This window comes from Legionella sp. PC1000 (genome assembly GCF_014109805.1).
Classification (GTDB): domain Bacteria; phylum Pseudomonadota; class Gammaproteobacteria; order Legionellales; family Legionellaceae; genus Legionella; species Legionella resiliens.
The window spans coordinates 1010558-1031258 of sequence record NZ_CP059400.1 but is presented as its reverse complement, the minus strand read 5'-3'; the positions used below and the strand labels follow the sequence as shown (position 1 = coordinate 1031258).

Below are 20701 nucleotides of genomic sequence, written 5' to 3'. Positions count from 1 at the left end.
AGTTTGAATAAGGACATCACTCATGCAAGATTCTGCCACATCAGAAAAATTAATGACGTCTTTCTCGCATATAGCCCTTATTTACAGCAGAAAAACAATAACAGCAGTGGGGTAATCCTCCCGGCTGAAAAAGTTTTCATTTGATACTGACGCATATTTTGCGTTATAAACACATAGTGGATCATTGAGCGGACATTGGAGTCATCATCATGAATAAAATAATATTAGTTACCGGAACTTCTTCCGGCCTAGGTTTAAGCGTATCGATTAAACTTGCAGAGCAAGGTCATACTGTTTATGCAAGTATGCGTAATCTTGATAAAGCAGATCAAATAAAGCAAGCCATAGCAAACAAGAATCTCAATATTCATTTAATTCAGATGGACGTTGAGTCCACAGAGAGCGTTGCCTGTGCTGTTTCAGCCATTCTTGAGCAAAACGGCCGTATTGATTGCCTGATCAATAATGCAGGAATGGGTTTTGTAGAAACCACGGAGAACGCCTCGGAGGAAAAGATCAACCAGGTAATGAATATTAATTTCATGGGAGTTGTCCGCACAACTAAGGCAGTATTGCCTGCAATGCGCCAAGCCAAATCAGGACAAATTATTAACATCACCTCAGTTGGTGGTTTAATTGGACAGCCATTTAATGAAATTTATTGTGCGTCCAAATTTGCAGTAGAAGGCTTGACTGAAAGTATGGCAAGTTACATACAGCCTTTTTTCAATATTAAATTCACAGCCATTGAACCAGGGGGTATTGTTTCAGAATTTTCTACAAATGTTATTAAAAACAGTACGATTGATTTCTCAGAAAATGACGAATATGCTCCAATTTTCAAACGGTATTTTGAAGAGGCGCGGGAGCGTTTAAAAAATGCGTCCACCCTTGATGTTTATCAAAGTAGTGACCAGGTTGCGGATTGTGTCGTTGACGTAGTGAACAGTAAAAATCCTCCATTGAGAATCAGAACATCTGAATGGGCAGAAAATTTCTGCAAACTAAAAACACAAGCTGATCCTATGGGAACCAAATCCGTTGCATCGGTTTATAAACTATTTTTGGCACAGGAAACTGCAACAGATAAATCGGTTATTTAGAATAATTGAGCACGTGTTGGGTCAAAACCCAACATTTCATGGCCTGGCTGCTTGCAGCTGAATTTTCTATACATCGCTGAAACAACAACTCCGCTGCTACTCCAATGTCCCACCGCTTGTCCGCGGGGCGTAGGGGCAGATGCGGTTAAGAGACGCTGCTTGCAGCAAGAATGATAGCCCTGAGGAGCTTGACCTCAACACGTTAAGGTCTCCTCATTAGTTTTAAGCGCACATGCGCAAACTTATATTTTTCATTTTTTAATAACGAAAATACAAAATAGGAGAATGATAAAGTTATGAATTCCAAAGAATATAGTGTTCAAAAAATACTGAAAGATGTAAATCTCAAAATAAATCAACAAGATTTTGAAGTAAAAGGAGTTTGCAAAAGCTCTTTATTTACAAGCTCAAGTCTTTACAAACATAAAAGGAAACAACCCTCATGAACGAGAGTAATAATCAACAACAACTGCGCTCAAACGAAGAGCTTATTAATTTCAGAAAAAAACACTTTTTACCAACCGCTGGTTTTTACCATAAAGAACCCATTCAGCTTGTCAAAGCACAGGATGCTTATGTATGGGACTCTGAAGGAAAACGCTACCTTGATGCCATAGGCGGAATTGTTTGCATCTCAGCGGGACATAATCATCCCAAAATCAAAAAAGCACTTATTGAAGCGATAGAAAATGATGGAATTCAACACACAACCCTGCTTTATTTAAACCAGGCACCCGTAGAAACTGCAGAGCGTTTACTCGAAGAAGCACCCAATGGTATGGACAGAGTATCGTTTACTAACTCGGGTTCAGAGGCTAATGAACTTGCCATAATGGCAGCTCGCCATGCGACTGGCGAAACAATGGTAGTAAATGTACGCCACTCTTATCACGGAGGGACTTCTGCCGCACTTGCCTCATGTGGCCATTCAATCTGGAGATTCAAGGCACAGCCAGTTTCCGGTGTAACCTCGGCGCTTGAACCCTACTGTTACCGGTGTCCGTTTAATCAAAAACCAGACAGTTGTGATTTATCCTGTGCAAAAAATGTTGAAACAACCATTCAGAATTCAACTCATGGAAAGATTGCAGCGTTTATACTGGAACCTGTAATGGGGGTAGGTGGTTTTATTACCCCTCCTGATGATTATTTTAGCGAAGTTGCCCGTATTGTTCATAATTACGGCGGTAAATACATTAGTGACGAGGTACAAACCGGAGCGGGTCGCGGTGGTGGTGATCTGTTACTTACCAAAACCCTAAATATCGATGCCGATATGGTCACTATGGCTAAAGGATTTGGTAACGGCGCTCCAGTTGGGGCAGTGCTTATGAAAACCGAAGTGGCTGAAACAATGACTGGCAAAACGTATTTTAATACCTTTGCTGGCGACCCCTTACAAATGATTCAATCCAAACTCACATTGGAAATTATTAAAGAGGAACAGCTGGTTGAAAATGCGCGCATCATGGGCGAACTACTAAAAGACGGATTCCAGCAACTGCAAAAGAAATATCCCATCATTGGAGACGTTCGCGGTCGCGGTTTGCTTTTAGGGATTGAACTCGTCAAAGATCCTCAAACAAAAATTCCAGCGTCTGATGAAGCATTTCAATTAATGGATTTGTGTAAGGATAAAGGGTTGTTAGTTGGAAAAGGAGGACAATTTGGTAACGTCTTCCGAATAGCTCCGCCACTCACAATTAATCGAGAACACGTCAATTTCATCTTGGAAACACTCGAACAATCCTTATCGGAACTGGCACGATTGCATACTCTATAAATAACCATGTTGGGTCAATTCTGACCCAACATGAATTTATTTTTGCGAGAGAATTTTAGGGCATGTTGACAATTAAGAAATAATAACCTTCATATGAACAGCGGGACATACATTGTATTGTTCATAGTGTTGGAAATGTACCGCATTACACTCATCTGTTCTGACAAAAACTTTTCATTATGTCATTTCGATTATCTGGTCAAAATTGCCTGAACATTCTTCTGATTTGGCTTACATATCGAAGCACACCTTCCAAATATATTACTATTGCATCATATAGTAAAATTTGAAGACAAATAAATGGAATCAAAAAAGAATAGCGACTGTTACAATCATTCAAATAAATAGAGGGGGAGTTGTACCATGTACTTCACGTACCAGAGCCAACCATGCTTTTGCAGCATCAGAAAGATACGCATTACGGCGCCATGTCATGGCCATATTCCACTGAAACTCCTCCCCTTCAAGTAATGGAAACCGAACTTGTGGGTTTGATCGTTCATGGGCAATCATTCGTGGTAAGAAGGCAACGCCAAGACCTGCAGCAACAAGTTCTACCATAAAATCAATCTGACTGGTTTGGGCTACCACTTTGGGTTCGAAACCTGCTCGACGGCCCGCATCCAGTATCATTCGATATAAGGCAAAATCACGGCTAAATAAGATAAACGGCGTCTCTTTAAGCTCCAGCAAGGAAATTGAACGCCGCGTTGCCAAAGGATGACCTGACGCCAAAAGTGCAACAAGAGGCTCACTACGGATTAATTGACAATCAAACTCTTCAGAAACAACAGATAATAATGTTCCAGCAAAATCAATTTCACCTGCCCGTAAACATTCCGCAAGCTTAACACTTCCATGTTCAATGAGTTCCACCTCGATGCCTGGATAGCGCTGGTTATATTGCGCAAAAAGAGGAGCAAATAAAATACTACTCCCCACCGGAGCAATACCCAGACGCAGATGTCCCTGCTTCAAACCACGGATTGCATCAAGCTCTTTGAGAAGATCGTCACGATCAGCAAGCAACTTAACGCCTCTGCGATAAACAATTTCACCCGCAGTAGTTGGTACATTATATTTTTTAAATCGATTAATAAGAGCAACGCCCAGTTCATCTTCAAGCTGCTTTATCGCTTTACTCACCGTGGACTGAGTAGCAAAAAGAGTTTCAGCAGCCTTGGAAAAACTGCCTTGGCGCACAACCTCGACAAATGCACGGAGTAGTTTAAATTCCATAATTATTCCATTTTAGAATGATCATTAGTCTATAAATTCATTTTATTCATATTATAGAAAAGTGTAAAATACACTGAAATGGGAATGAACACAATGAACAGATATTTAACATTAAAAATTCAGAACAATTCGGTACTTCAAGTGGGGTTAGTGTGCCTATTTTGGCTTTCTAGCGAACTTATTGTCCATTTTTTAAAACTTCCTTTTTCTGGTGGAATCTTTGGCCTAGGAATGGTTTTATTGCTTTTAGCAACAAAACGCTTAACACTGAATCTGATTAAGAATGGAGCTGAATTAATCCTTGCAGATATGTTGCTTTTCTTTATCCCAGCCGTACTTGCAGTACTCGAGCATCATGAGCTTATAGGTCTCTTAGGCCTTAAAATTCTCTTTGTTATTTTACTCAGTACGCTCTGTGTGATGCTTGTCACTGCGATTGTTGTGGATTATTTTTATCGGAGAACTAATCGTGCTAAGCCCCATTCTCTTTAAACCAGTAGCACCAGCACTTTTCTGGTCCTTCATAACAATAAGCCTGTATTTTATTACCAAAAATTTATACAGACGGTGGTCATTTTTTGGGTTAATGCCGCTTATTTTAACACCAGTAATTATTGCTGGTCTTATTCTTTTACTGCATGTAAGTTATCAGGATTATGCTCATGGAACACAATGGCTAGCTCAAATAATTGGACCGATAACCGTCGCTTTCGCAATTCCCATTTATGAAAAACATGCACTCATTCGCCAACATTGGCTAGTACTTTTAGTTGGCGTACTTGTCGGAAGTTTCACTGCAATATTATCGAGTTGGTCATTAGCAATACTGGTAGGCCTTGATGAAAATATACGGTTAAGCCTGCTTCCCCGATCGATTAGCACGCCCTTCGCGCTGGAAGTGTCACACAATATTGGTGGTCTCCCTGAACTGACGGCCATATTCGTGGCGATTACAGGTATATTGGGAGCTATTATGGGGGAATCCATTCTAAAACGCTTTTCGTTTCATTCAACCCTGGCCCGAGGTGCGCTCTTGGGCGCTGGAGCACATGCCGCGGGGACTGCACAAGCCCATAAAATAGGGCATGATGAAGGAGCTATTGCGAGCCTGGTCATGATTTTATCAGGTCTTTTAAATGTGCTGCTTCTTCCTATGATGAGCCATCTGCTGAAATAAATGAGCGGCATTTTTCGGATTTGGATGCTGCCTGGTACTCTAAAAATGCAGACTGTGAAAATTTTTTTGACGCATAAATCATTGATAGCAAAAAAAGTTTAAGAAGTGAGTAAAAATAGATTCCATTAATATGAAAAAAGTTTTAAATTCTATTTTCCATTCATAATAAGAACTATTTCACTATGCATTTAAGATTGCTTTTTTTATTATTATTATTTTTTGCTCATACTGCGCTTGCAAGTCCATGGTTTACAGGACCTCTACTCGCACCAGCTGGAAAAACAATACCAGCAGGCCATATAAACTTTGAACCTTATGCATTTTATAGTGGCTATCCCAAAGGATTTAGAAATTTTGAAGTCGTTCCCATTTTAAGCATAGGGATTCTTAGTTTTGTAGATTTACAAACTTCTCTGCCTTATGATTACAGTTGGGATGATAGGCAACATGGGAATGGCATTGGCGATTACAGCTTGGCTTTAGGATTTCAAGTTCTGCGACAAAAAGAAAATTCATGGCTTCCTGACCTCCGGGTAGTTGTGCAAGAGGTTTTTCCCACTGGACGCTTTGAAAACCTGGATCCTCAAAGATTGGGTACCGATCAAACGGGTTTAGGTGCTTACCAAACCTACCTTGGTTTTAACTTTCAAAAATTGCTTCAGTTCCATAATGGACGTTACTTACGAACACGTTTGAGCTTGGTTGGCGCGAGGTTTAGTGAGATCACCGTACATAATTTGAATGTTTTTGGCGGCACCTCCGGAACCAGAGGTAAAGTAAAACTGGATAATAGTTACTCTGCTGACTTGGCATTTGAGTATACCCTAACACAAAACTGGGTTCCCGTTTTTGAAGTGCTCTATGTACACAGTCCGGGAAGCCACTTTGATGGTAATCCAGGATTTACTCCGGGAGGAACTCTTGCAGGTCTGGGAGGAAGGGCAAATGAACAAGCCTCGCTGGCCCCTGCCGTCGAATATAACTTTAATTCCAATATCGGTCTTATTGGCGGCGTTTGGTTTTCTGTAACCGGACCGCATGCAGCTAAATTCGTGACCGGAGCCCTTGCACTTAATTGCTATTTTTAGATCTCGACTGCTCCTTATGCTTAAGCAGCAGGAGCAGCTATTATTCGAGCATCACTCTCATCTTCCGGTAACTCTTTAACAAGCCAATCATCTTTTAATTCCACTTCTCTATCTGTTTTTATATCACCGAGGTAACTACTGAAAAAGAAATTCTTATTTAAAGCCAAACGCCCTAGTCCTGCCAGAAGACCCAAAACCGTAACTATCATGATTATATCAGCAACCAGGCGAATTCCATCATGTCGCTGTTTAAACTCAGCATTGGCAACGTCAATTATTTTTTCACCCTGTTTTTTTAGAGGAAGTCCTGATAAGCGTATGTCTAAGGTTTTTGCATAAAAATCATTAATTGATTGATCATATTCACTACCATATTTTTTCTCGGCACTTAACGCAATTTTTTGATCTCGGAACTCTTTGAAGGTAAATAAATCCTGAACCAATGCTGAGGTGAATTTTTTAATGCCTGCGTTTTTTAGAAGAGCATTTTTAAAAACTTCATCTTGGAGTGCTGTTTTTACTAATTGGCTGTGCAGGGGCTCTTTAATTGCATCAAGTATTGGTTCCAGCTGATTTAGAAGTGTGTCTACAGCATTGCTTGTACCTTCCTCTTGAATAACTTTTTCACGTAAAAGTGTTTCGTAGATCGCTTTCGCCCTTGTTATTTGTTTATGAACTTTTTTGGCACATTCAGAGGTCAGGTCATCTCTTATATTTTCAAAATTCTGTACGGTGGTAGCAAATAATTCATTATTGAAAATTTGTTGCTTGTCAGTTACTAAAATCGCTGTTCTTAAGCGCTCTTGTAATGCGTATAAACTGTCCTCTTTTTGTTTTACCTCATGTTCATCCTTAAATTGTTCTTGTGACTCAACACGCAGTTTTTCAAATAATTGATGGAAGATTTTAAAATATACTTTCCTCTCATCAATTGTTTTTGATGCATTGATTTTCTCAAAGTAAAACTGGCAAGTAGCCTCCCTCGCCCTAAGCAATTGGGGTGCATAATACTCTTGTTCATTTTCGGCAAGCTTCTGATATCCTTGCTCCAATAATTGAAGTGCTGCGTACTTATCTACTTTATTCGCTAAATCTCGCAACTGTAATAAGAAGTCTTGTAATAGTGCGTATTCCGTCTGAGCCTCTTTAATGGCTTCCTCAGCTCCAAAAATAGAAGGACACTCTTTCGATAGACGCTCCAGCTCCAACAGCTGAGTCTCTTTAATTTGCAGAATGGCACTTTCTTTAAACTGATTAACTGATTCCCAGAAACTGCGAATTTGCCGTAAAACCACAATTTTGTGTTCCACATTATCTTTACGTCTTTTGAAATCCGCTATTTCAGTTTCTAAGCCCGCATTCATAGATTGCCATAATTCTTGATTGCTTGTGATGCGTTTCACCAAAATACTCGGTGTTTTTGCATTCAACTCTTCCAGACATAGGGTGGCAAGTTGCACACCATTCATTGTATTTAATGCTTCATCGCTGATGGGATAGAAAAATGGACTTTCAAAAGCCACTCTAGGTTCTTCTTCTGAAATGTTGCTGGGATGTTTCGCTACCTCTTCACGTGCTTTTTCAAATCGCGCTACTGCCTCTTTCAATAAAGTTGCTGTACGATTCATATCTTCCCATGAAGCTTTAAGCGTTTGCAGGTTTTTTAAAGTTCGAAGCATCGCAATTACATCAGATCCTGCTGTCAGAAGTGTGCTGACTTTGCCCCAATAAGATTCAGGTAGTTGCTCCCTACATTGTGTATTAGGGCCTTCATAGGGTTTAAAACGGTAAGTTCCCAGATCTAAAGTATTTAAGGTAAATAAACGTCTGAGAATTGTACTCTCACGGTATTGCGCTATAAAAGCATGGCCATGGGCAAGCTCGGGATTTTTATCGGAGTACTTAACTAGGAGATTCGTCGTTTGCGAAGGCTCGTGTCCCCAGAGATTAAGATCTTCCGCTTGCTGTGCTAAAAAATCTACATATTCATTAAATTGTTTCGCCAAATCACTTAAGTTTAATTCGGTGTAATCAATAAGATTGATTTGGGATAACGGTAAAAGCTTTTCTTGCCAGCCTAAGATTACTTGAGGGAAAGAAACTCCTTCCCTGTCTTTTAAAGGGTTTTGCTTAGTAAGTGCTTTAGCCCGCTCTATTGTTTGTCTCAATTTTTCAATAGAATCCGTATTAATGGGAACAGGAGATTCACACATCACCCAACTTAATTCTAAATCAACTGGGTCTTTTGAAGCAAACGGGTTTTCTAGCTCGTTAATTTGTGTATCCAGTTGCAGGAGAAAAGCGTGTAATTCTTTTTGCTCTTTTGTAGGAGGGTGCTCTTGGAAATACCTTTGAATTTCCAAGAGTTTTTCCAGGATAACTTTACTTTCTTCCTGCAAATCATCATATTGGTTTCTGAGTAAGAGCTCTTCATGTGTTTGATTCAGTTTCGGATCGATATTAAGTTGTAATTCAAATAACTCTTGAATACGAATTATCGCCTTTCGGTACTCAGGTGGAATATTTCTTATTCCAATTATTTCTGCAATCTGTTCCTTAAAAAACTCATAACTCTCAATTTGGCCTTGTTGTAATTTTTTAATAGTAGATAATAAATTAGACTGTAATGTGAAGAAGTGCAATTGACTCTCTGAATCCAACTCCTCTTCACTAATAAAAACTTGATAGACGCGTTTTAAATAACTTTGGAAATCAAGTGCGATATAACTTTTGCAGTCGTCTTTTTTAGCTGGCTTTGCAGTAGAAGGCTTGGTTAGCAATAAGCCTAATAGTTGTTCCTTAAACCTTTCATCAGACAGTGCTCTCAATTGCTCTAAAAATTCTTTGATTTTTGGCCAATTTGTATCAGTAACCTTGACTCGCATTGCTCCGTATTTATCCGGCGGAAAAACTCCTTTTTCCGATAAGAGTTTTGCTTGATAAACAGGATCGCTAAAATATAGAGATCCTGCAGCAGTGTAAGTATCAGAGGCACCTGTCAATGAATGTCCCTGACCAAATTGATCATGATTTTGTTGCACATCCTCAGGATATTTTTCTGTCCCCCAAACAAATGCTAATGGAGAAGCTGCTGGTGCTGATTGCTCCAGCCCAAGCATGAGTAAGTTATCTTTGTCATTGCGGTGAAAATAGAAATGGCCACTGCAACCATTGGTTGATATTTTTTTACCATAAAAATTCTTTTGCCCTTCTCCCCCCATGGCGATGTTAATCCCAAAATCCAGGGCTGATTTGATCATTTCGGGCAATTGTCCTATTACCCCCAACAAGAAGCCCTTCCCCTCTACAACTTCCCCCTTTCCGCCGCGATACACGTTATGAGTAGCTGAGCGGGCAAAAATCTTATTGTCTCCTCCGGGAGCAGGGAAAAAATCTAATAATTCTTTTTTATTCGCTTCCGATAGTTCTTGATAATCAAGAATCACGCGGCTCGCATGAGATATGTAATCAACAATGCTTAGATGAGTAGATGGGGCTTGTAATTCAGGGGATTTGGATAGATAAGGATGTACTCCGAAGTCACCACAGGCCAAACAGGCCAGCAACAACTGGGTCATATTAACTGCATGATCATCTTTTGAATTATATATAAATGTTTTAGCCCATTGTTGGGCAACATTCACCTGATCTTGATCGATAGAGCAAGAAAGAATCTCGAATTTTTTATCACGCATTTTAAAAAATTAAATAAATTAAATAAGCAATATGATATCAAATAAAACTTATGGTATTGTTAACAAATGGCTGTTTTACTGAAATCAATCAAGATTAGTTATCACATTGTTTTATATTTGTTCTATTTTATTAATAGCTTAACTGTTACCTGGTTGTTATATATCGATTCTATCCTCAATCCGTCAAAATACCTCGAATACCAACTTACTCGATATAAGTAAAATTACTTTAAAAATCAAATAATAAAAAATTATGGGATACATGGAAAGAACGCTTGAATTATTCTATTCTTAATATGCTTGAATCATTCAAGCAGTTCATTTAAACATTTTTATAAGGATCGTAATAATGGAAGCATGGAATAGTGTAATTTTTGTAAAAAGTAACAAATCGATGTCTGACATGAATGCAATGGCAAAATGGGAAGGCGTAGAGAAAATGTGGTCCACAACCGGTGAATGGGATTGGTGCATTAAGTTAGATCAAAAAATGTCCTCTCCAGAAAAGGCTGAAGCGTTTGTTGCTCGTATGCGCGAAGGGCACTGGGCAACAGAAACCAAAACAAATTGGTGGAAAGAAGTTCGTGCAAAATAGTATTGTCAGCTCGGAGTCAAATGCTCCGAGCTTACCGCATTACGTGCCGTTCTTAATTTTCGTCCATTGATTAAATAAGTTATTCTTTCCAAACGATAAGCTTCAAACCATATTGAATAAGTAACGCCCAAATACTAATATTGTTGCAGTTTTATGCTATACATTTATATATGTAGATGTGGGTTTGAGTACTATTATGTCAACTGGTATAGATAAAATAAAAGAGCTTCTTGAAGTGGAGCGTAAAAAACTTGAAAAAGCTCAGCGTCTAGTAGATAAAGCGATAATCGAAGCTATGCCTCATCCTCCTAGAATTCCTAAAATCGAAGACCAAGAAGCCGCTGTAAAAGCCTTTGACGCCGTCAACAAGCAGGCTCATGACGTCTATCTAAAAATTGATGAATTAAATAAAGCTAAATCTGAAGAAGCCTCTAAAAACTATCATAAAACCTGTGAAATGAATAATGATCAAGTAAAAAGCGGCGCCATAACTCCTGAACAATGCAAAGAGCTAAATGAGAAAGCCTATGATGAGTATATAAGAATTAAAGAAGAAAATGATAAGGCAAGTATGGACGCCTATAAGGAATATCAAGCATTTTTTGAAAAAAATGGTAAAAAATTGGATACAGTTAAAGAGCATTATCAGAAACATAATCCAAGCCCTCCTTCCGTAACGACAAGTGTTCAATCCCCCAATGCTAATGCTGTAGTCAGTGCTTTTAGAGAGTATTTTAAAGATAATGAATGGTATAAAACTCACGAACCCAAAACTGAGGGAAATAGGACAAGTTTAAGCTTTAAGTCCGATGAAGATGCACTCAAATTTGCTAAAAAATTAGCCGAGACTCAGAACTTTATCATGATTGATAAAGAGACAAATAAAGTTTTAGCTTATTCAAAGGATGGAAAACTATTCAGAGGAGATAAGGAATTGACAGAGGGTCCTTTACGACCGAGTAAAGAAGAGATGGAAAAACTCCCTACTTTAGATAAATTTCAAAAGCCACAAACACCACCTCCAAGTTCCACAGAGGATGAGCCATTATTAACTAGCCCACACTCCTCAGGTAGTGTCCAGCTCCCTGAGATACCGGTAAAAGAAGAGTCGACAGTGACCTCCAAAAAAGAAGACGAACCAAAAGAACAACAAAAATTAACAAGTTAGAGCTGATGTCAGATGAAAAAAGTCTGGCACTAGTAAAAAGTACATGTTGGCTTGGAACTGATGAAATATATTAATATATATCCAATAGGATCTGTAAAATAAAGGCAATAGAAAAATATGCACCAATTCTTTGATTTTAAGACATTAAATACGTCATTAAAATTAACAGAGCACGATCGTTTGTTTCTCTATCTATTTAATCAGGCAAATCATATTAAAAAACTTGAGCTCATCAGAAACCAGAAAATTGAAACAATTGCGCGAATTGCTTATCATTTCCATGATGTTGAAATATTTTGTAACGTCCCGGAATTAAAGGAATATTGGGAAAAAATATGGTGTGCCTATGGTGTCGCTTTATCCCAGCAAAAAAATATACCATTAATGATGTTTTTTTCTCAGCCTCAATTAAATCCGTTTGATTTAGTACGGGGCGCCTATTTTTTTCATTTCTCTCAAGAAGTAAGAAAAAATATGGAGCGGGATTTCGGATTTTCTGAAATTGAATCAATTAAAATTGCAATTCGTTACGGTTCTGTTCATGCAATCCAACGGTATAATGAATACATTTACCATAAACTAGAACAAGCAAGCCCTGAAGAATCCCACATGCTTTACCAGGAGCTTATCACGAATAGTAAACTCATGCTTCCGCACTATGGCAGTTATGGTTATATGGTTTTAGCCTATGCAATTAGTCATTACTGTATCTGGTTACTCAACAATTTTGAAGTGGAAAAAGCACAGGCCGAATATAGACTGGTTTTGGAGTTGCTGGATAATGCGGAGCTCATTTTAAAAGAAAGCTACTACAGCATACAAAATGCGAGTATAGGTCAGGGGCTTAAATGCAGTAATTTTCTGGGATTTGAATTACCGTCCCAAGCTAAAGATTTTTTTATTGAATATTATGATAAATCGCTTGAATCAACGAAAGTTTCTGATTCAATCCAAATACAGTCCAATAGTCTATAATAATTATATTCATCCTTATTTTATCCAAAATAAGGGAGGTTATTTATCATGCCAAAAATTTATGTGCACTATGCAATTACCCCCAAAGGAGAGCTTGCCATCTCAAGTTATCATGAAAGGACGCAGTCTTTCTCTAATGGTTTTGCTTTAATTAAGAAAGAATTAAAATTATCGGACTTACAAAAATTAGAGGCAGATATCCCAGACCCCTATACCAATGATGATATAAAAAGCAAGCTACTTGAACTACTATCTACGATTAAGCAAAGCAAAAACTATAATGACGTAACCCTGGGTAAAGTAACCTATAAAGGTGATTTAAACCTGTGTACTGGCAACAAAGCGCCAACCCCTTGTTTATTCGATGGTACGCTGAATCGAGTTTTTCCTGGAAAAGAGGTTCAGTTAATTCTAGAGTCTGCCAATAGGGAATATGTCGAAGCTGGCATACGGTTAGCAGATAGCATGGGGCTGGTTGGAGCGATTCTTCAAACCAAAACGTCAGCAACAGAAGAAGCTCTATCAAAAACGTATCCACAATCCGGAACCCAAGTACAAGTCAATAATAACTCAATAGAGATGCCTACCCCAAAACCGGATGCAGATGCACTTGCCCAAGCTGAGGTTAAGATTAAAGATCCTCAAACTTTAAGTAATGCATTGATAAAAATTGGTGTTTTTAATACAGCAAAAGACTCCCTCAATGCGAAAAACCCCACTACAGAAGACCAGAAAATATCGACTCCGCCAACTATTGACAAGATCTAAGCCTATATATTCTGGATTCCATAATAATTCATTTGAACTCTAAAAAAAGCAAGCAAGCTTGGGTCTAATGACCTGAGTAATCGTCACTTTTTTGGTAAGAAACCTCCGCTAATTTTTTTCTCTACGTACCGGGCTTTATGCGCGGTACCCAGGTTGAAGCTTGCTCTAGAAAAACTCAGCAGTATCTTAAAAGAACGTTCTGGATACCGCGCATAAAGCGCGGTACGTAGAGAAATTTTAAGCGCGGTACGTAGAGAAATTTTAAATGAAAAAATGAGGATAACTCAGGCCCGTTCCACCCAACCCACTTCCGATTGAAAATAATAAAGGAAACTGGGCTAAAAAGCCCAGAATTCAACATGTTAAATTCGAAGTATCTTGTAATTGACGCTGCGAAACTGAAATCGTTTCATCATGAGATTTCATTTTCGTAAGATAAAACGCCCCATGCTCCTCTAAATTAAATTGAGAAATTAATTGATATTTTGGCTCTTCCCGCATTACTGGGTACCGATTAATTTCTTTTTTAATTGTTTCTACTATCTTGACAAACAAACACGCATTGAATGTTGACTCTGCATCTCCATTTATAAGCATCAGGGCAAGTGCTTTCGAACCGCAATTCCCATGTAAATAACCCTCTACCTCTGCTCTCCTGGAAGCGCCCCAAAGACTTCCCCATATTTTCGATTCATATTTTCTTAATGAAGAATTGATTAAACTTCTAAATGATCTATCCGTTAAAGTATCGACCCAATCATAAATCGCCTGACACAACATAGTGACGTCCTCGTCATCATAAGGATGTGTAAATTGTTTGTCTTTCTTATTTGCAAAAAGCTTATCCTTGCTCGTAAGGTCACTGTTTGGTATGGGATATTCTGGCAGAACAAAGGGTGTAAGCTCCTTTGCAACTGGGATATTCAATGTCCCATCTTGGGGCTCTAATTTCTCGGGTAAAACCTCTCCCATAGGCTTATCTGTAGTGGTCATTTGTGGCTGGGAATTCGCTTCCTTCACTTCTGGCAAGGGACTTGTATCAACTGCAGGGGGGTTATCAATGTCTGTTTTTTTCTTAATGAGTTTTTCCATTTCTTTTAAAAAATACTCTACCTCAGTAATTATAAAACGACGATTGTGATTTTTTACATAATTTAGATAGTGTTCTGCTATTTGTTTACACCGTTCTGGGGAGTATAGTTCATTGTCTTCAAGCAACCCTTTTTTATACATCTCTCTCAGCGCTTTTGCTACTTTTGGGCCCGATTGTCTGTTTTCTTTAACAAAAAGAGCAATTTCTGCAGGGTAATCGGTTTGAGTCATTTTAGTGGATTGGTTGATTGAAAATATCGAATTCGGTATTTTAGAGGTCCAATGTGTATTATCTTTATTATTCAAAATCATTACTGGATTTCCAGATTGAATAAAAGGGCTACTATCATTTCTGTGAAGGTGTAAAACGATCTCATGATCATAGAAAGTATCGATAGTTCCTTTTGTATTACGTACCATACGTTCACCTTGAATGGCTCGATGTAAGACAAATAGTGTTTCTTCCGAACCCCACGTATGCTCATTTTTTAGGTGATTTTTATATTGAGTAAGATGTTTATCATTATCGGCTGAAAAAAATGCAACCGTTTCTTTTCTCAGGATATTATCTAACAGATGTGCTTTGTGAGATTGAATAGCCGTTTCGGTTAGCCTTTTACCGTTTGATTTGAGCTTTTGTTCTTTAGTTGACCACTCACGGTCAAACTCTTCTTTGACCTGAAGGAATCTTGCTTTGGCGAATTCTTCCATCGCAGTTTTCATGCCGCTAACTCGATATATTTCTGCTTCAGTATAATCCGCATGAGTAAATTCATGCGTGATGAGTCCTGACAATTCCCCATGCTTCGTCTTAAACTGTAGCTTAAAATAATATTCTAAGCCGTATTTAGAGGCAGAAAATAATGGTGAATCTTTAGGAAACATTTTGAATTCATGTTGAGTATGTTCCGCAGCCAAATCTCTCGTTGCTCTTCCCAATATGGGTTCAATAATCGTTTTGATCTCATGGGAGGTAAATTCTTGATTTGCTTCCTTAGATAATAGGGTTCGCAAATTAACTTTAGCATCTTCTTTAAGTTTTAACTTGTTAAAAATATCTTCTGTCAGGTGCGGAGTATTTTTTGCTCGTAAAAAATACATTAAAGAAATGCTGTAGGCATAATACATGCAATTGCCTTCACCACTATTGTCTACATGAAACATAATAAGCTCCTTTTTTTGTAAATCTCGATTCCTTAGAGATTTCCTCTTGTGTCAGACATGCCCAATAAATAATTGAGTTGGTTTTAAGTATCAGAAGACAGTTTTTTTGCAGGATAGAACAAAAGTATTGGCATCATTGTAGTCCTTTAGTTTTTATATGGCAATGATATTACATTACTTTTATATCACTATCCAATCAATAAGTATTATTTAAGAGCAATGATATAGGAGGGTTAGACTAGGTCAAAATAATTACTTCCATAAAAGCAGCGTTATTTGAATTATTCGATTATTGAATTAATGGAACTACAAATAATGAGATCACATCAGGGTGTGATCTCATGATCTTCTTACTATCTATGCCAGGTTGTACCATATCGCACCTTCCCGCAATGACCATCAACACAACCTTTTTTAACATTTGTATGATGGCAGGTGCCTCCTTTACAAACAGTGGTGGATTTATGATATCCCCAAGCTGCAAAGGAATTAGATACAAAACAACTTACAAACAAGATCATAAAAATCTTTTTAATATGAGACATACATCAACTCCTCAATGATTACGGTATCAATTCTAATCACTAAAAGCGCAATTTGTATGATTAGTATAGTTTAATTTGCAAGATTTTTTCTGCGAAACGGGAAAAAAGGATAAAATTGATTCTTCTTTGCTATCCCGTTACCTCTGAATTTAACAGAGCCATAAATTCATAAGGGCTTACCTGACGTGAGAAATAAAATCCCTGCCCATACCTGCAACCATACTGTTGCAGTTGCTCTCTAATTTCTTGATTTTCTATCCCATCAGCTAAAACATTTAACTCTAAAGTTTGCGCCAGCTTAATAATAGCTTCGACAATTTTAGATTTCTTCTTGTCTTTAATCATGTTCAGAACGAGGGATTTTTCAATTTTAACTTCATTGATAGGAAAATTTACCAGATATGTAAACGAAGAATAACCACTGCAGAAATCATCTATCGATATTTTAACGCCTAATTCGCTTAATTGATTTAACACCTCAGTTGATTTTTCTTGATCCGATAAACAGGCACGTTCATTGAACTCTAATATTAAATATTCAGGTGCAATTTTATTTTTATTTAGTAATTTTTCTACAAAATCAGGTAATTTCACATCAATAACATCTTGAACAGATAAGTTAACAGAGGCAAATATTTTATGTCCCTCTTGATGCCAAAGTACGAGTTGCTTTATGACATCGATTAACAAAAATGAGCTTAGTTGTTGGATTAAACTTGAGCCCTCAATAAGCGGATTAAACTTTTCCGCACTGATTAATCCATATTTTTCATGAACAAAACGAACCTTGGCCTCAGCACCAATTATTTTACCTGTTGCCAGCTCTACTGTGGGTTGATAATAGATCTTGATTTCTTGGTTTTCTATTGATTTTTTTAACGAATTCATCACAATTCGGTTTGAAGTAAAATCGTCTTCCATGTTCGAATTATAAATAGCGAAAGGCTTACTTTTCTTTCTTGCATGGAAAACAGCAGTTCGAGCATGACTCACTAATGAAACATCATTTTCCCCAGCCTGAGGATATATAGCTGCGCCTGCAGTAGTACTGATATGTACCTGAATCCCATCTACAATAAAATTAAGAGTAGTTGCTCCAATAATAGCTTCTAACAACGCGTTGAAATTGATATTTTTATTTAATCTTGGCAACAATAAAGCAAATTCATCACCTTCTATCCGGGCAATGCTATTTATTCCCATAGTAGCCTGTAGCATAAAAGGATTAAGCAACATATCTTTTAATTTTTTAACGAACTGAATTAAAGCACTATTTGCGTTAAAATTACCAAAATTGTTGTGAACAGTCTTAAAATCATTCAATTTTAAGATAATCACTGCCAACTCATTTGGTTTCTCAATCTTATCAATTGCTTGTCTGATTTGTTCACTAAACAGGAGCGCATTGGGTAGTTGAGTAAAATAATCATGTTCGCTTTCATATTTGAGTTTTGATTCAAGATCACCGCTTTTATATAGAAGTTCCTTGGTTTTATCTGCTACAAGAGATTCTGCTGTATTGGCCAATCCATGACAAAATGACTGGCCCCAATAAGCAAAGAGAAAAGGACTTAGATCAAGAACCCAAATGGCAGGATTTGTTGTTTGAGCTTTAACAAAACCACTCAGATTGATGAATCCTGTTATTTGATACGACACAATAAGTGACGCAATGAAGATACTACAAATAGAAATGCTTAATCCTATATACGCATACTTGTTCACATATTCTTTGAAAACAATAGAGCTTTTTGCGAGTCTGTGATTTATATCCATATAAGTAAATGTGTCGTTTATCTCCCATATACTAATTTTAGTACTTAATTCAATTTTTAATCAAAAGAACATTTAATTATCACTCCGCATTGAAGCTATTTTACATGCAAAATGAAGTCAATTGGAGTAATTAGATCATTTTAAAAAATTAAGGTATTATGTTTTTCGCGATGTAAGTATTTGATCTAATTGGACTATTTAATTAGGAGCTTTTGATATGGAATTAAAAATGGAAGTAGACGTAGATGAAAAAGAAGAAAAAAAATCCCCATCCAGAACAGTCACTCCACTAGAAAAACATATGAAATATTTTGGCGGCAACCAACCCGAGGGAATTTCTTATACCTCGATTAGCCAACAAAATGAACGTCTGGGAGATAGTTGGCTTGCAGCACGCTCCAATGCAGCCATCGTATCGGCTGCTGGTGGAATGAAAGTCAGCGGCTGTCCATTTTCCATATTTAAAGCCAAACACGCAGTTGGAGTACTCAATCATCCTCAAAGCACGCGGATTTACAACCTGGATGGAACCATTAATGAAGAACGATGGAGTGAGCTGCTTGACTATGCAGAAGAAAATGAAGAGACGAACAAATTGGTGATTACTGAAGCCAGCTTCTATCAATTTTTAGATGCATGCAGACAACAGGAAACACGCTCTGATACTTTTGGAATAGGGTTAAAGGCATCTAATGGCGAATGGAGCGCTTTTTTTGATAAATTTGCCGATACCAATGCTGAGGGTGTGCGATTCGTCTCTATCGAGCGATTACGTAAATTCTATGAAGACAGTCATGAAGTAGGCGAAGAAGTTGAAAACCGTGTCAGTAAAACGATGTAGGACGGAGATTATCAGAAACGGTCTGAATAAGAGTTGAGTAATAGGCATAATCCAAATGCAGTATCTTTGGATTTATGCCCTGAATTTACTCTCAGAGTAGGTCAAATTTCTACGGATTCAGGCCAAACACTGCATTGGACTTCGCCTATATGTTTTTTTTGCAACAACAGCATCACTAAACGCGATTGACCAATACCGCCGCCAATTGTTTGAGGTAAAGAACCGGATATTAATTTCTGGTGCCAATCAAAATCCAAACGATGCTGACAACCTGTTAATGCCAATTGGTATTTTAATATGGCCTCATTGACTCGAATACCCATAGAAGAAATTTCAAAAACATCTGAAATTATCGGGTTCCAAACTAAAATATCACCGTTTAAGCCGGTTAATCCTACTTCATTCACTGAACTCCAATCATCATAATCAGGAGCACGTAAATCATGAGGTCTTCCATCGGATAACGAACCACCTATCCCAATTAAAAAAACAGCCCCATATTTTTTAGTAATAGCCCGCTCTCGATCTTTAGGCGATAGATGAGGATATAAAGCGCGTAATTCTTCAGTATAAATAAAATGAATGTATTGAGGAAGGAATGGGGTCAAACCATACAAATCACTGACTATATGTTCTGTTTTTTTTATCGATTCATAGAGTTCAATGACTGTTTTTTTCAAATAACTTAAGCAACGGTCTTTATAGTCTATGACACGCTCCCAATCCCATTGATCCACAAAAACTGAATGGGTCGGGCTTAATGTCTCTTCGTCAGGCCTTAAAGCATTCATATGAGTATAAATTCCCTCCCCTGCCTGAAATGCAAATTCTCCAAGTAATTTTCTTTTCCATTTAGCCAAAGAATGAACAACCTCAAAAGAATGATTGGGCATGGCTTTAACCTTCACAGAAACAGCTTGTTCTGTGCCAGACAGGTTATCTTGTACACCATCTCCAACACGAGTCAATAATGGCCCTTGCACCTCAATAAGACCTAATTTTTGTTCCAATTCACGGGAAAAAAAGCCCTTAACAAAGCTTATTTGCTTTTGCTTTTCAATAAATGCCTGTTTCATTACACTGCCTCAAAAATAAATGAACTTAACATTATATTGAATTTTTAGTTTATTTTTATTACCAATTTAAAATAAACATAGATAAAGAAAATAATATCTATTAAAATGGCAATTTAATTAAATAAATTTTAATAAATAACCATGAAAGACCTGGAAAATTATCCAATCGATAATCTTGACCGAAAAATACTGAATGCGTTAATAAAAAATGCACGTACTGCTTATGCAGAACTCGCTAAAGCCTGTGCCGTAAGTCCTGCTACGATTCATGTCCGTGTAGAAAAAATGCGGCAAGCAGGTATTATTGAAGGGGTACATGTCCATATTAATCCCAAGCGATTAGGATATGATGTCTGTTGTTTCATTGGCATTACTTTGAATCATGCAAAAGATTATCAAGCGGTCTTAAAGAAACTGGAGGATTTAGAGGAAGTCATCGAAGCATATTACACGATTGGCCATCATTTTAATATTTTTATCAAAGTGATGTGCCAATCCATAGACACCTTACAGCAGTTACTCGTTAATAAAATTCAGCTTATCGATGAAATTCAATCCACAGAGACATTGATTTCATTGCAAAATCCCATCATGCGCTCAGTAGTCCCTTAAGATA

At 37.6% G+C, this 20701-nt stretch carries 17 protein-coding genes; 11 read left to right on the top strand and 6 right to left on the bottom strand.

The genetic code is table 11. The annotated features are described in order from the left end of the window. Positions 1-209: 209 nt before the first annotated feature. The gene (locus FOLKNPGA_RS04565; RefSeq protein ID WP_182351881.1) at positions 210-1103 is read left to right on the top strand and encodes an SDR family oxidoreductase; all 894 of its coding nucleotides are present in this window, start codon (positions 210-212) and stop codon (positions 1101-1103) included. Between the two features lie 442 nt (positions 1104-1545). Beyond that, complete coding sequence (locus FOLKNPGA_RS04560) at positions 1546-2886, top strand: aspartate aminotransferase family protein (RefSeq protein ID WP_182351880.1); 1341 nt, start codon at positions 1546-1548, stop codon at positions 2884-2886. A 336-nt stretch (positions 2887-3222) separates the two neighbouring features. Here FOLKNPGA_RS04560 and FOLKNPGA_RS04555 read toward each other — a convergent pair whose 3' ends face one another. Continuing rightward, positions 3223-4125 (bottom strand): LysR family transcriptional regulator, encoded by a 903-nt coding sequence (locus tag FOLKNPGA_RS04555; RefSeq protein WP_182351879.1) that lies wholly within the window; start codon positions 4123-4125, stop codon positions 3223-3225. A gap of 93 nt (positions 4126-4218) precedes the next feature. On the opposite strand from FOLKNPGA_RS04555, the gene FOLKNPGA_RS04550 reads away from it, so the two are divergent. The 3 genes from FOLKNPGA_RS04550 to FOLKNPGA_RS04540 all read left to right on the top strand — a co-directional run bounded on the left by FOLKNPGA_RS04550 (position 4219) and on the right by FOLKNPGA_RS04540 (position 6390). Continuing rightward, complete coding sequence (locus tag FOLKNPGA_RS04550; RefSeq protein ID WP_182351878.1) at positions 4219-4617, top strand: CidA/LrgA family protein; 399 nt, start codon at positions 4219-4221, stop codon at positions 4615-4617. 94 nt (positions 4618-4711) lie between these two features. Continuing rightward, positions 4712-5302, top strand: coding sequence for an LrgB family protein (locus FOLKNPGA_RS04545; protein ID WP_370529199.1), 591 nt, complete (start codon positions 4712-4714; stop codon positions 5300-5302). 182 nt (positions 5303-5484) lie between these two features. Further along, positions 5485-6390 (top strand): hypothetical protein, encoded by a 906-nt coding sequence (locus FOLKNPGA_RS04540; RefSeq protein WP_182351876.1) that lies wholly within the window; start codon positions 5485-5487, stop codon positions 6388-6390. A gap of 20 nt (positions 6391-6410) precedes the next feature. Here the strand turns inward: FOLKNPGA_RS04540 and FOLKNPGA_RS04535 are convergent, their stop codons facing one another. Beyond that, positions 6411-10085 carry a LepB GTPase-activating domain-containing protein gene (locus tag FOLKNPGA_RS04535; protein ID WP_182351875.1) on the bottom strand — a complete coding sequence of 1225 codons (3675 nt, stop codon included), beginning with the start codon at positions 10083-10085 and terminating at the stop codon, positions 6411-6413. Between the two features lie 349 nt (positions 10086-10434). On the opposite strand from FOLKNPGA_RS04535, the gene FOLKNPGA_RS04530 reads away from it, so the two are divergent. From FOLKNPGA_RS04530 to FOLKNPGA_RS04515, 4 genes are all read left to right on the top strand, one after another. Then, positions 10435-10680 (top strand): hypothetical protein, encoded by a 246-nt coding sequence (locus FOLKNPGA_RS04530; protein ID WP_182351874.1) that lies wholly within the window; start codon positions 10435-10437, stop codon positions 10678-10680. A gap of 196 nt (positions 10681-10876) precedes the next feature. Next, complete coding sequence (locus tag FOLKNPGA_RS04525) at positions 10877-11848, top strand: hypothetical protein (protein WP_182351873.1); 972 nt, start codon at positions 10877-10879, stop codon at positions 11846-11848. A gap of 117 nt (positions 11849-11965) precedes the next feature. After that, entirely contained in the window at positions 11966-12823 is an 858-nt protein-coding gene (locus FOLKNPGA_RS04520) for a DUF5630 domain-containing protein (RefSeq protein ID WP_182351872.1), read from the top strand. A gap of 48 nt (positions 12824-12871) precedes the next feature. Further along, positions 12872-13591 carry a hypothetical protein gene (locus FOLKNPGA_RS04515; protein WP_182351871.1) on the top strand — a complete coding sequence of 240 codons (720 nt, stop codon included), beginning with the start codon at positions 12872-12874 and terminating at the stop codon, positions 13589-13591. A gap of 354 nt (positions 13592-13945) precedes the next feature. Here FOLKNPGA_RS04515 and FOLKNPGA_RS19130 read toward each other — a convergent pair whose 3' ends face one another. The 3 genes from FOLKNPGA_RS19130 to FOLKNPGA_RS04500 all read right to left on the bottom strand — a co-directional run bounded on the left by FOLKNPGA_RS19130 (position 13946) and on the right by FOLKNPGA_RS04500 (position 18168). Further along, on the bottom strand, positions 13946-15847 hold the full coding sequence (locus tag FOLKNPGA_RS19130; protein ID WP_304599231.1) for a hypothetical protein: 1902 nt from the start codon (positions 15845-15847) through the stop codon (positions 13946-13948). A 353-nt stretch (positions 15848-16200) separates the two neighbouring features. Beyond that, a complete protein-coding gene (locus FOLKNPGA_RS04505; RefSeq protein ID WP_182351870.1) occupies positions 16201-16392 on the bottom strand; it encodes a hypothetical protein in 192 nt (63 codons plus the stop codon). Positions 16393-16521: 129 nt separating this feature from the next. Then, a complete protein-coding gene (locus FOLKNPGA_RS04500) occupies positions 16522-18168 on the bottom strand; it encodes a bifunctional diguanylate cyclase/phosphodiesterase (RefSeq protein WP_182351869.1) in 1647 nt (548 codons plus the stop codon). A gap of 217 nt (positions 18169-18385) precedes the next feature. On the opposite strand from FOLKNPGA_RS04500, the gene FOLKNPGA_RS04495 reads away from it, so the two are divergent. Next, on the top strand, positions 18386-19009 hold the full coding sequence (locus FOLKNPGA_RS04495) for a caleosin family protein (protein WP_182351868.1): 624 nt from the start codon (positions 18386-18388) through the stop codon (positions 19007-19009). A 101-nt stretch (positions 19010-19110) separates the two neighbouring features. On the opposite strand, the gene asnA is transcribed toward FOLKNPGA_RS04495, so the two are convergent. Next, positions 19111-20085: an aspartate--ammonia ligase gene (gene asnA / locus FOLKNPGA_RS04490; RefSeq protein WP_182351867.1), complete on the bottom strand. Its 975-nt coding sequence runs from the start codon at positions 20083-20085 to the stop codon at positions 19111-19113. Positions 20086-20226: 141 nt separating this feature from the next. Here asnA and asnC point away from each other — a divergent pair, with 141 nt between their 5' ends. Beyond that, complete coding sequence (asnC, locus tag FOLKNPGA_RS04485) at positions 20227-20697, top strand: transcriptional regulator AsnC (protein WP_182351866.1); 471 nt, start codon at positions 20227-20229, stop codon at positions 20695-20697. The last annotated feature ends 4 nt before the right edge of the window (positions 20698-20701 follow it).

Bases quoted from the DNA above. Each gene is read 5' to 3' on its own strand.
- asnC (WP_182351866.1), top strand. From the start codon at position 20,227: ATGAAAGACCTGGAAAATTATCCAATCGATAATCTTGACCGAAAAATA.
- FOLKNPGA_RS04525 (WP_182351873.1), top strand. From the start codon at position 10,877: ATGTCAACTGGTATAGATAAAATAAAAGAGCTTCTTGAAGTGGAGCGT.
- FOLKNPGA_RS04540 (WP_182351876.1), top strand. From the start codon at position 5,485: ATGCATTTAAGATTGCTTTTTTTATTATTATTATTTTTTGCTCATACT.
- FOLKNPGA_RS04495 (WP_182351868.1), top strand. From the start codon at position 18,386: ATGGAATTAAAAATGGAAGTAGACGTAGATGAAAAAGAAGAAAAAAAA.
- FOLKNPGA_RS04545 (WP_370529199.1), top strand. From the start codon at position 4,712: ATGCCGCTTATTTTAACACCAGTAATTATTGCTGGTCTTATTCTTTTA.
- FOLKNPGA_RS04530 (WP_182351874.1), top strand. From the start codon at position 10,435: ATGGAAGCATGGAATAGTGTAATTTTTGTAAAAAGTAACAAATCGATG.
- FOLKNPGA_RS04565 (WP_182351881.1), top strand. From the start codon at position 210: ATGAATAAAATAATATTAGTTACCGGAACTTCTTCCGGCCTAGGTTTA.
- FOLKNPGA_RS04560 (WP_182351880.1), top strand. From the start codon at position 1,546: ATGAACGAGAGTAATAATCAACAACAACTGCGCTCAAACGAAGAGCTT.
- asnA (WP_182351867.1), bottom strand. From the start codon at position 20,085: ATGAAACAGGCATTTATTGAAAAGCAAAAGCAAATAAGCTTTGTTAAG.
- FOLKNPGA_RS04520 (WP_182351872.1), top strand. From the start codon at position 11,966: ATGCACCAATTCTTTGATTTTAAGACATTAAATACGTCATTAAAATTA.
- FOLKNPGA_RS04515 (WP_182351871.1), top strand. From the start codon at position 12,872: ATGCCAAAAATTTATGTGCACTATGCAATTACCCCCAAAGGAGAGCTT.
- FOLKNPGA_RS04535 (WP_182351875.1), bottom strand. From the start codon at position 10,085: ATGCGTGATAAAAAATTCGAGATTCTTTCTTGCTCTATCGATCAAGAT.
- FOLKNPGA_RS04500 (WP_182351869.1), bottom strand. From the start codon at position 18,168: ATGGATATAAATCACAGACTCGCAAAAAGCTCTATTGTTTTCAAAGAA.
- FOLKNPGA_RS04505 (WP_182351870.1), bottom strand. From the start codon at position 16,392: ATGTCTCATATTAAAAAGATTTTTATGATCTTGTTTGTAAGTTGTTTT.
- FOLKNPGA_RS19130 (WP_304599231.1), bottom strand. From the start codon at position 15,847: ATGTTTCATGTAGACAATAGTGGTGAAGGCAATTGCATGTATTATGCC.
- FOLKNPGA_RS04550 (WP_182351878.1), top strand. From the start codon at position 4,219: ATGAACAGATATTTAACATTAAAAATTCAGAACAATTCGGTACTTCAA.
- FOLKNPGA_RS04555 (WP_182351879.1), bottom strand. From the start codon at position 4,125: ATGGAATTTAAACTACTCCGTGCATTTGTCGAGGTTGTGCGCCAAGGC.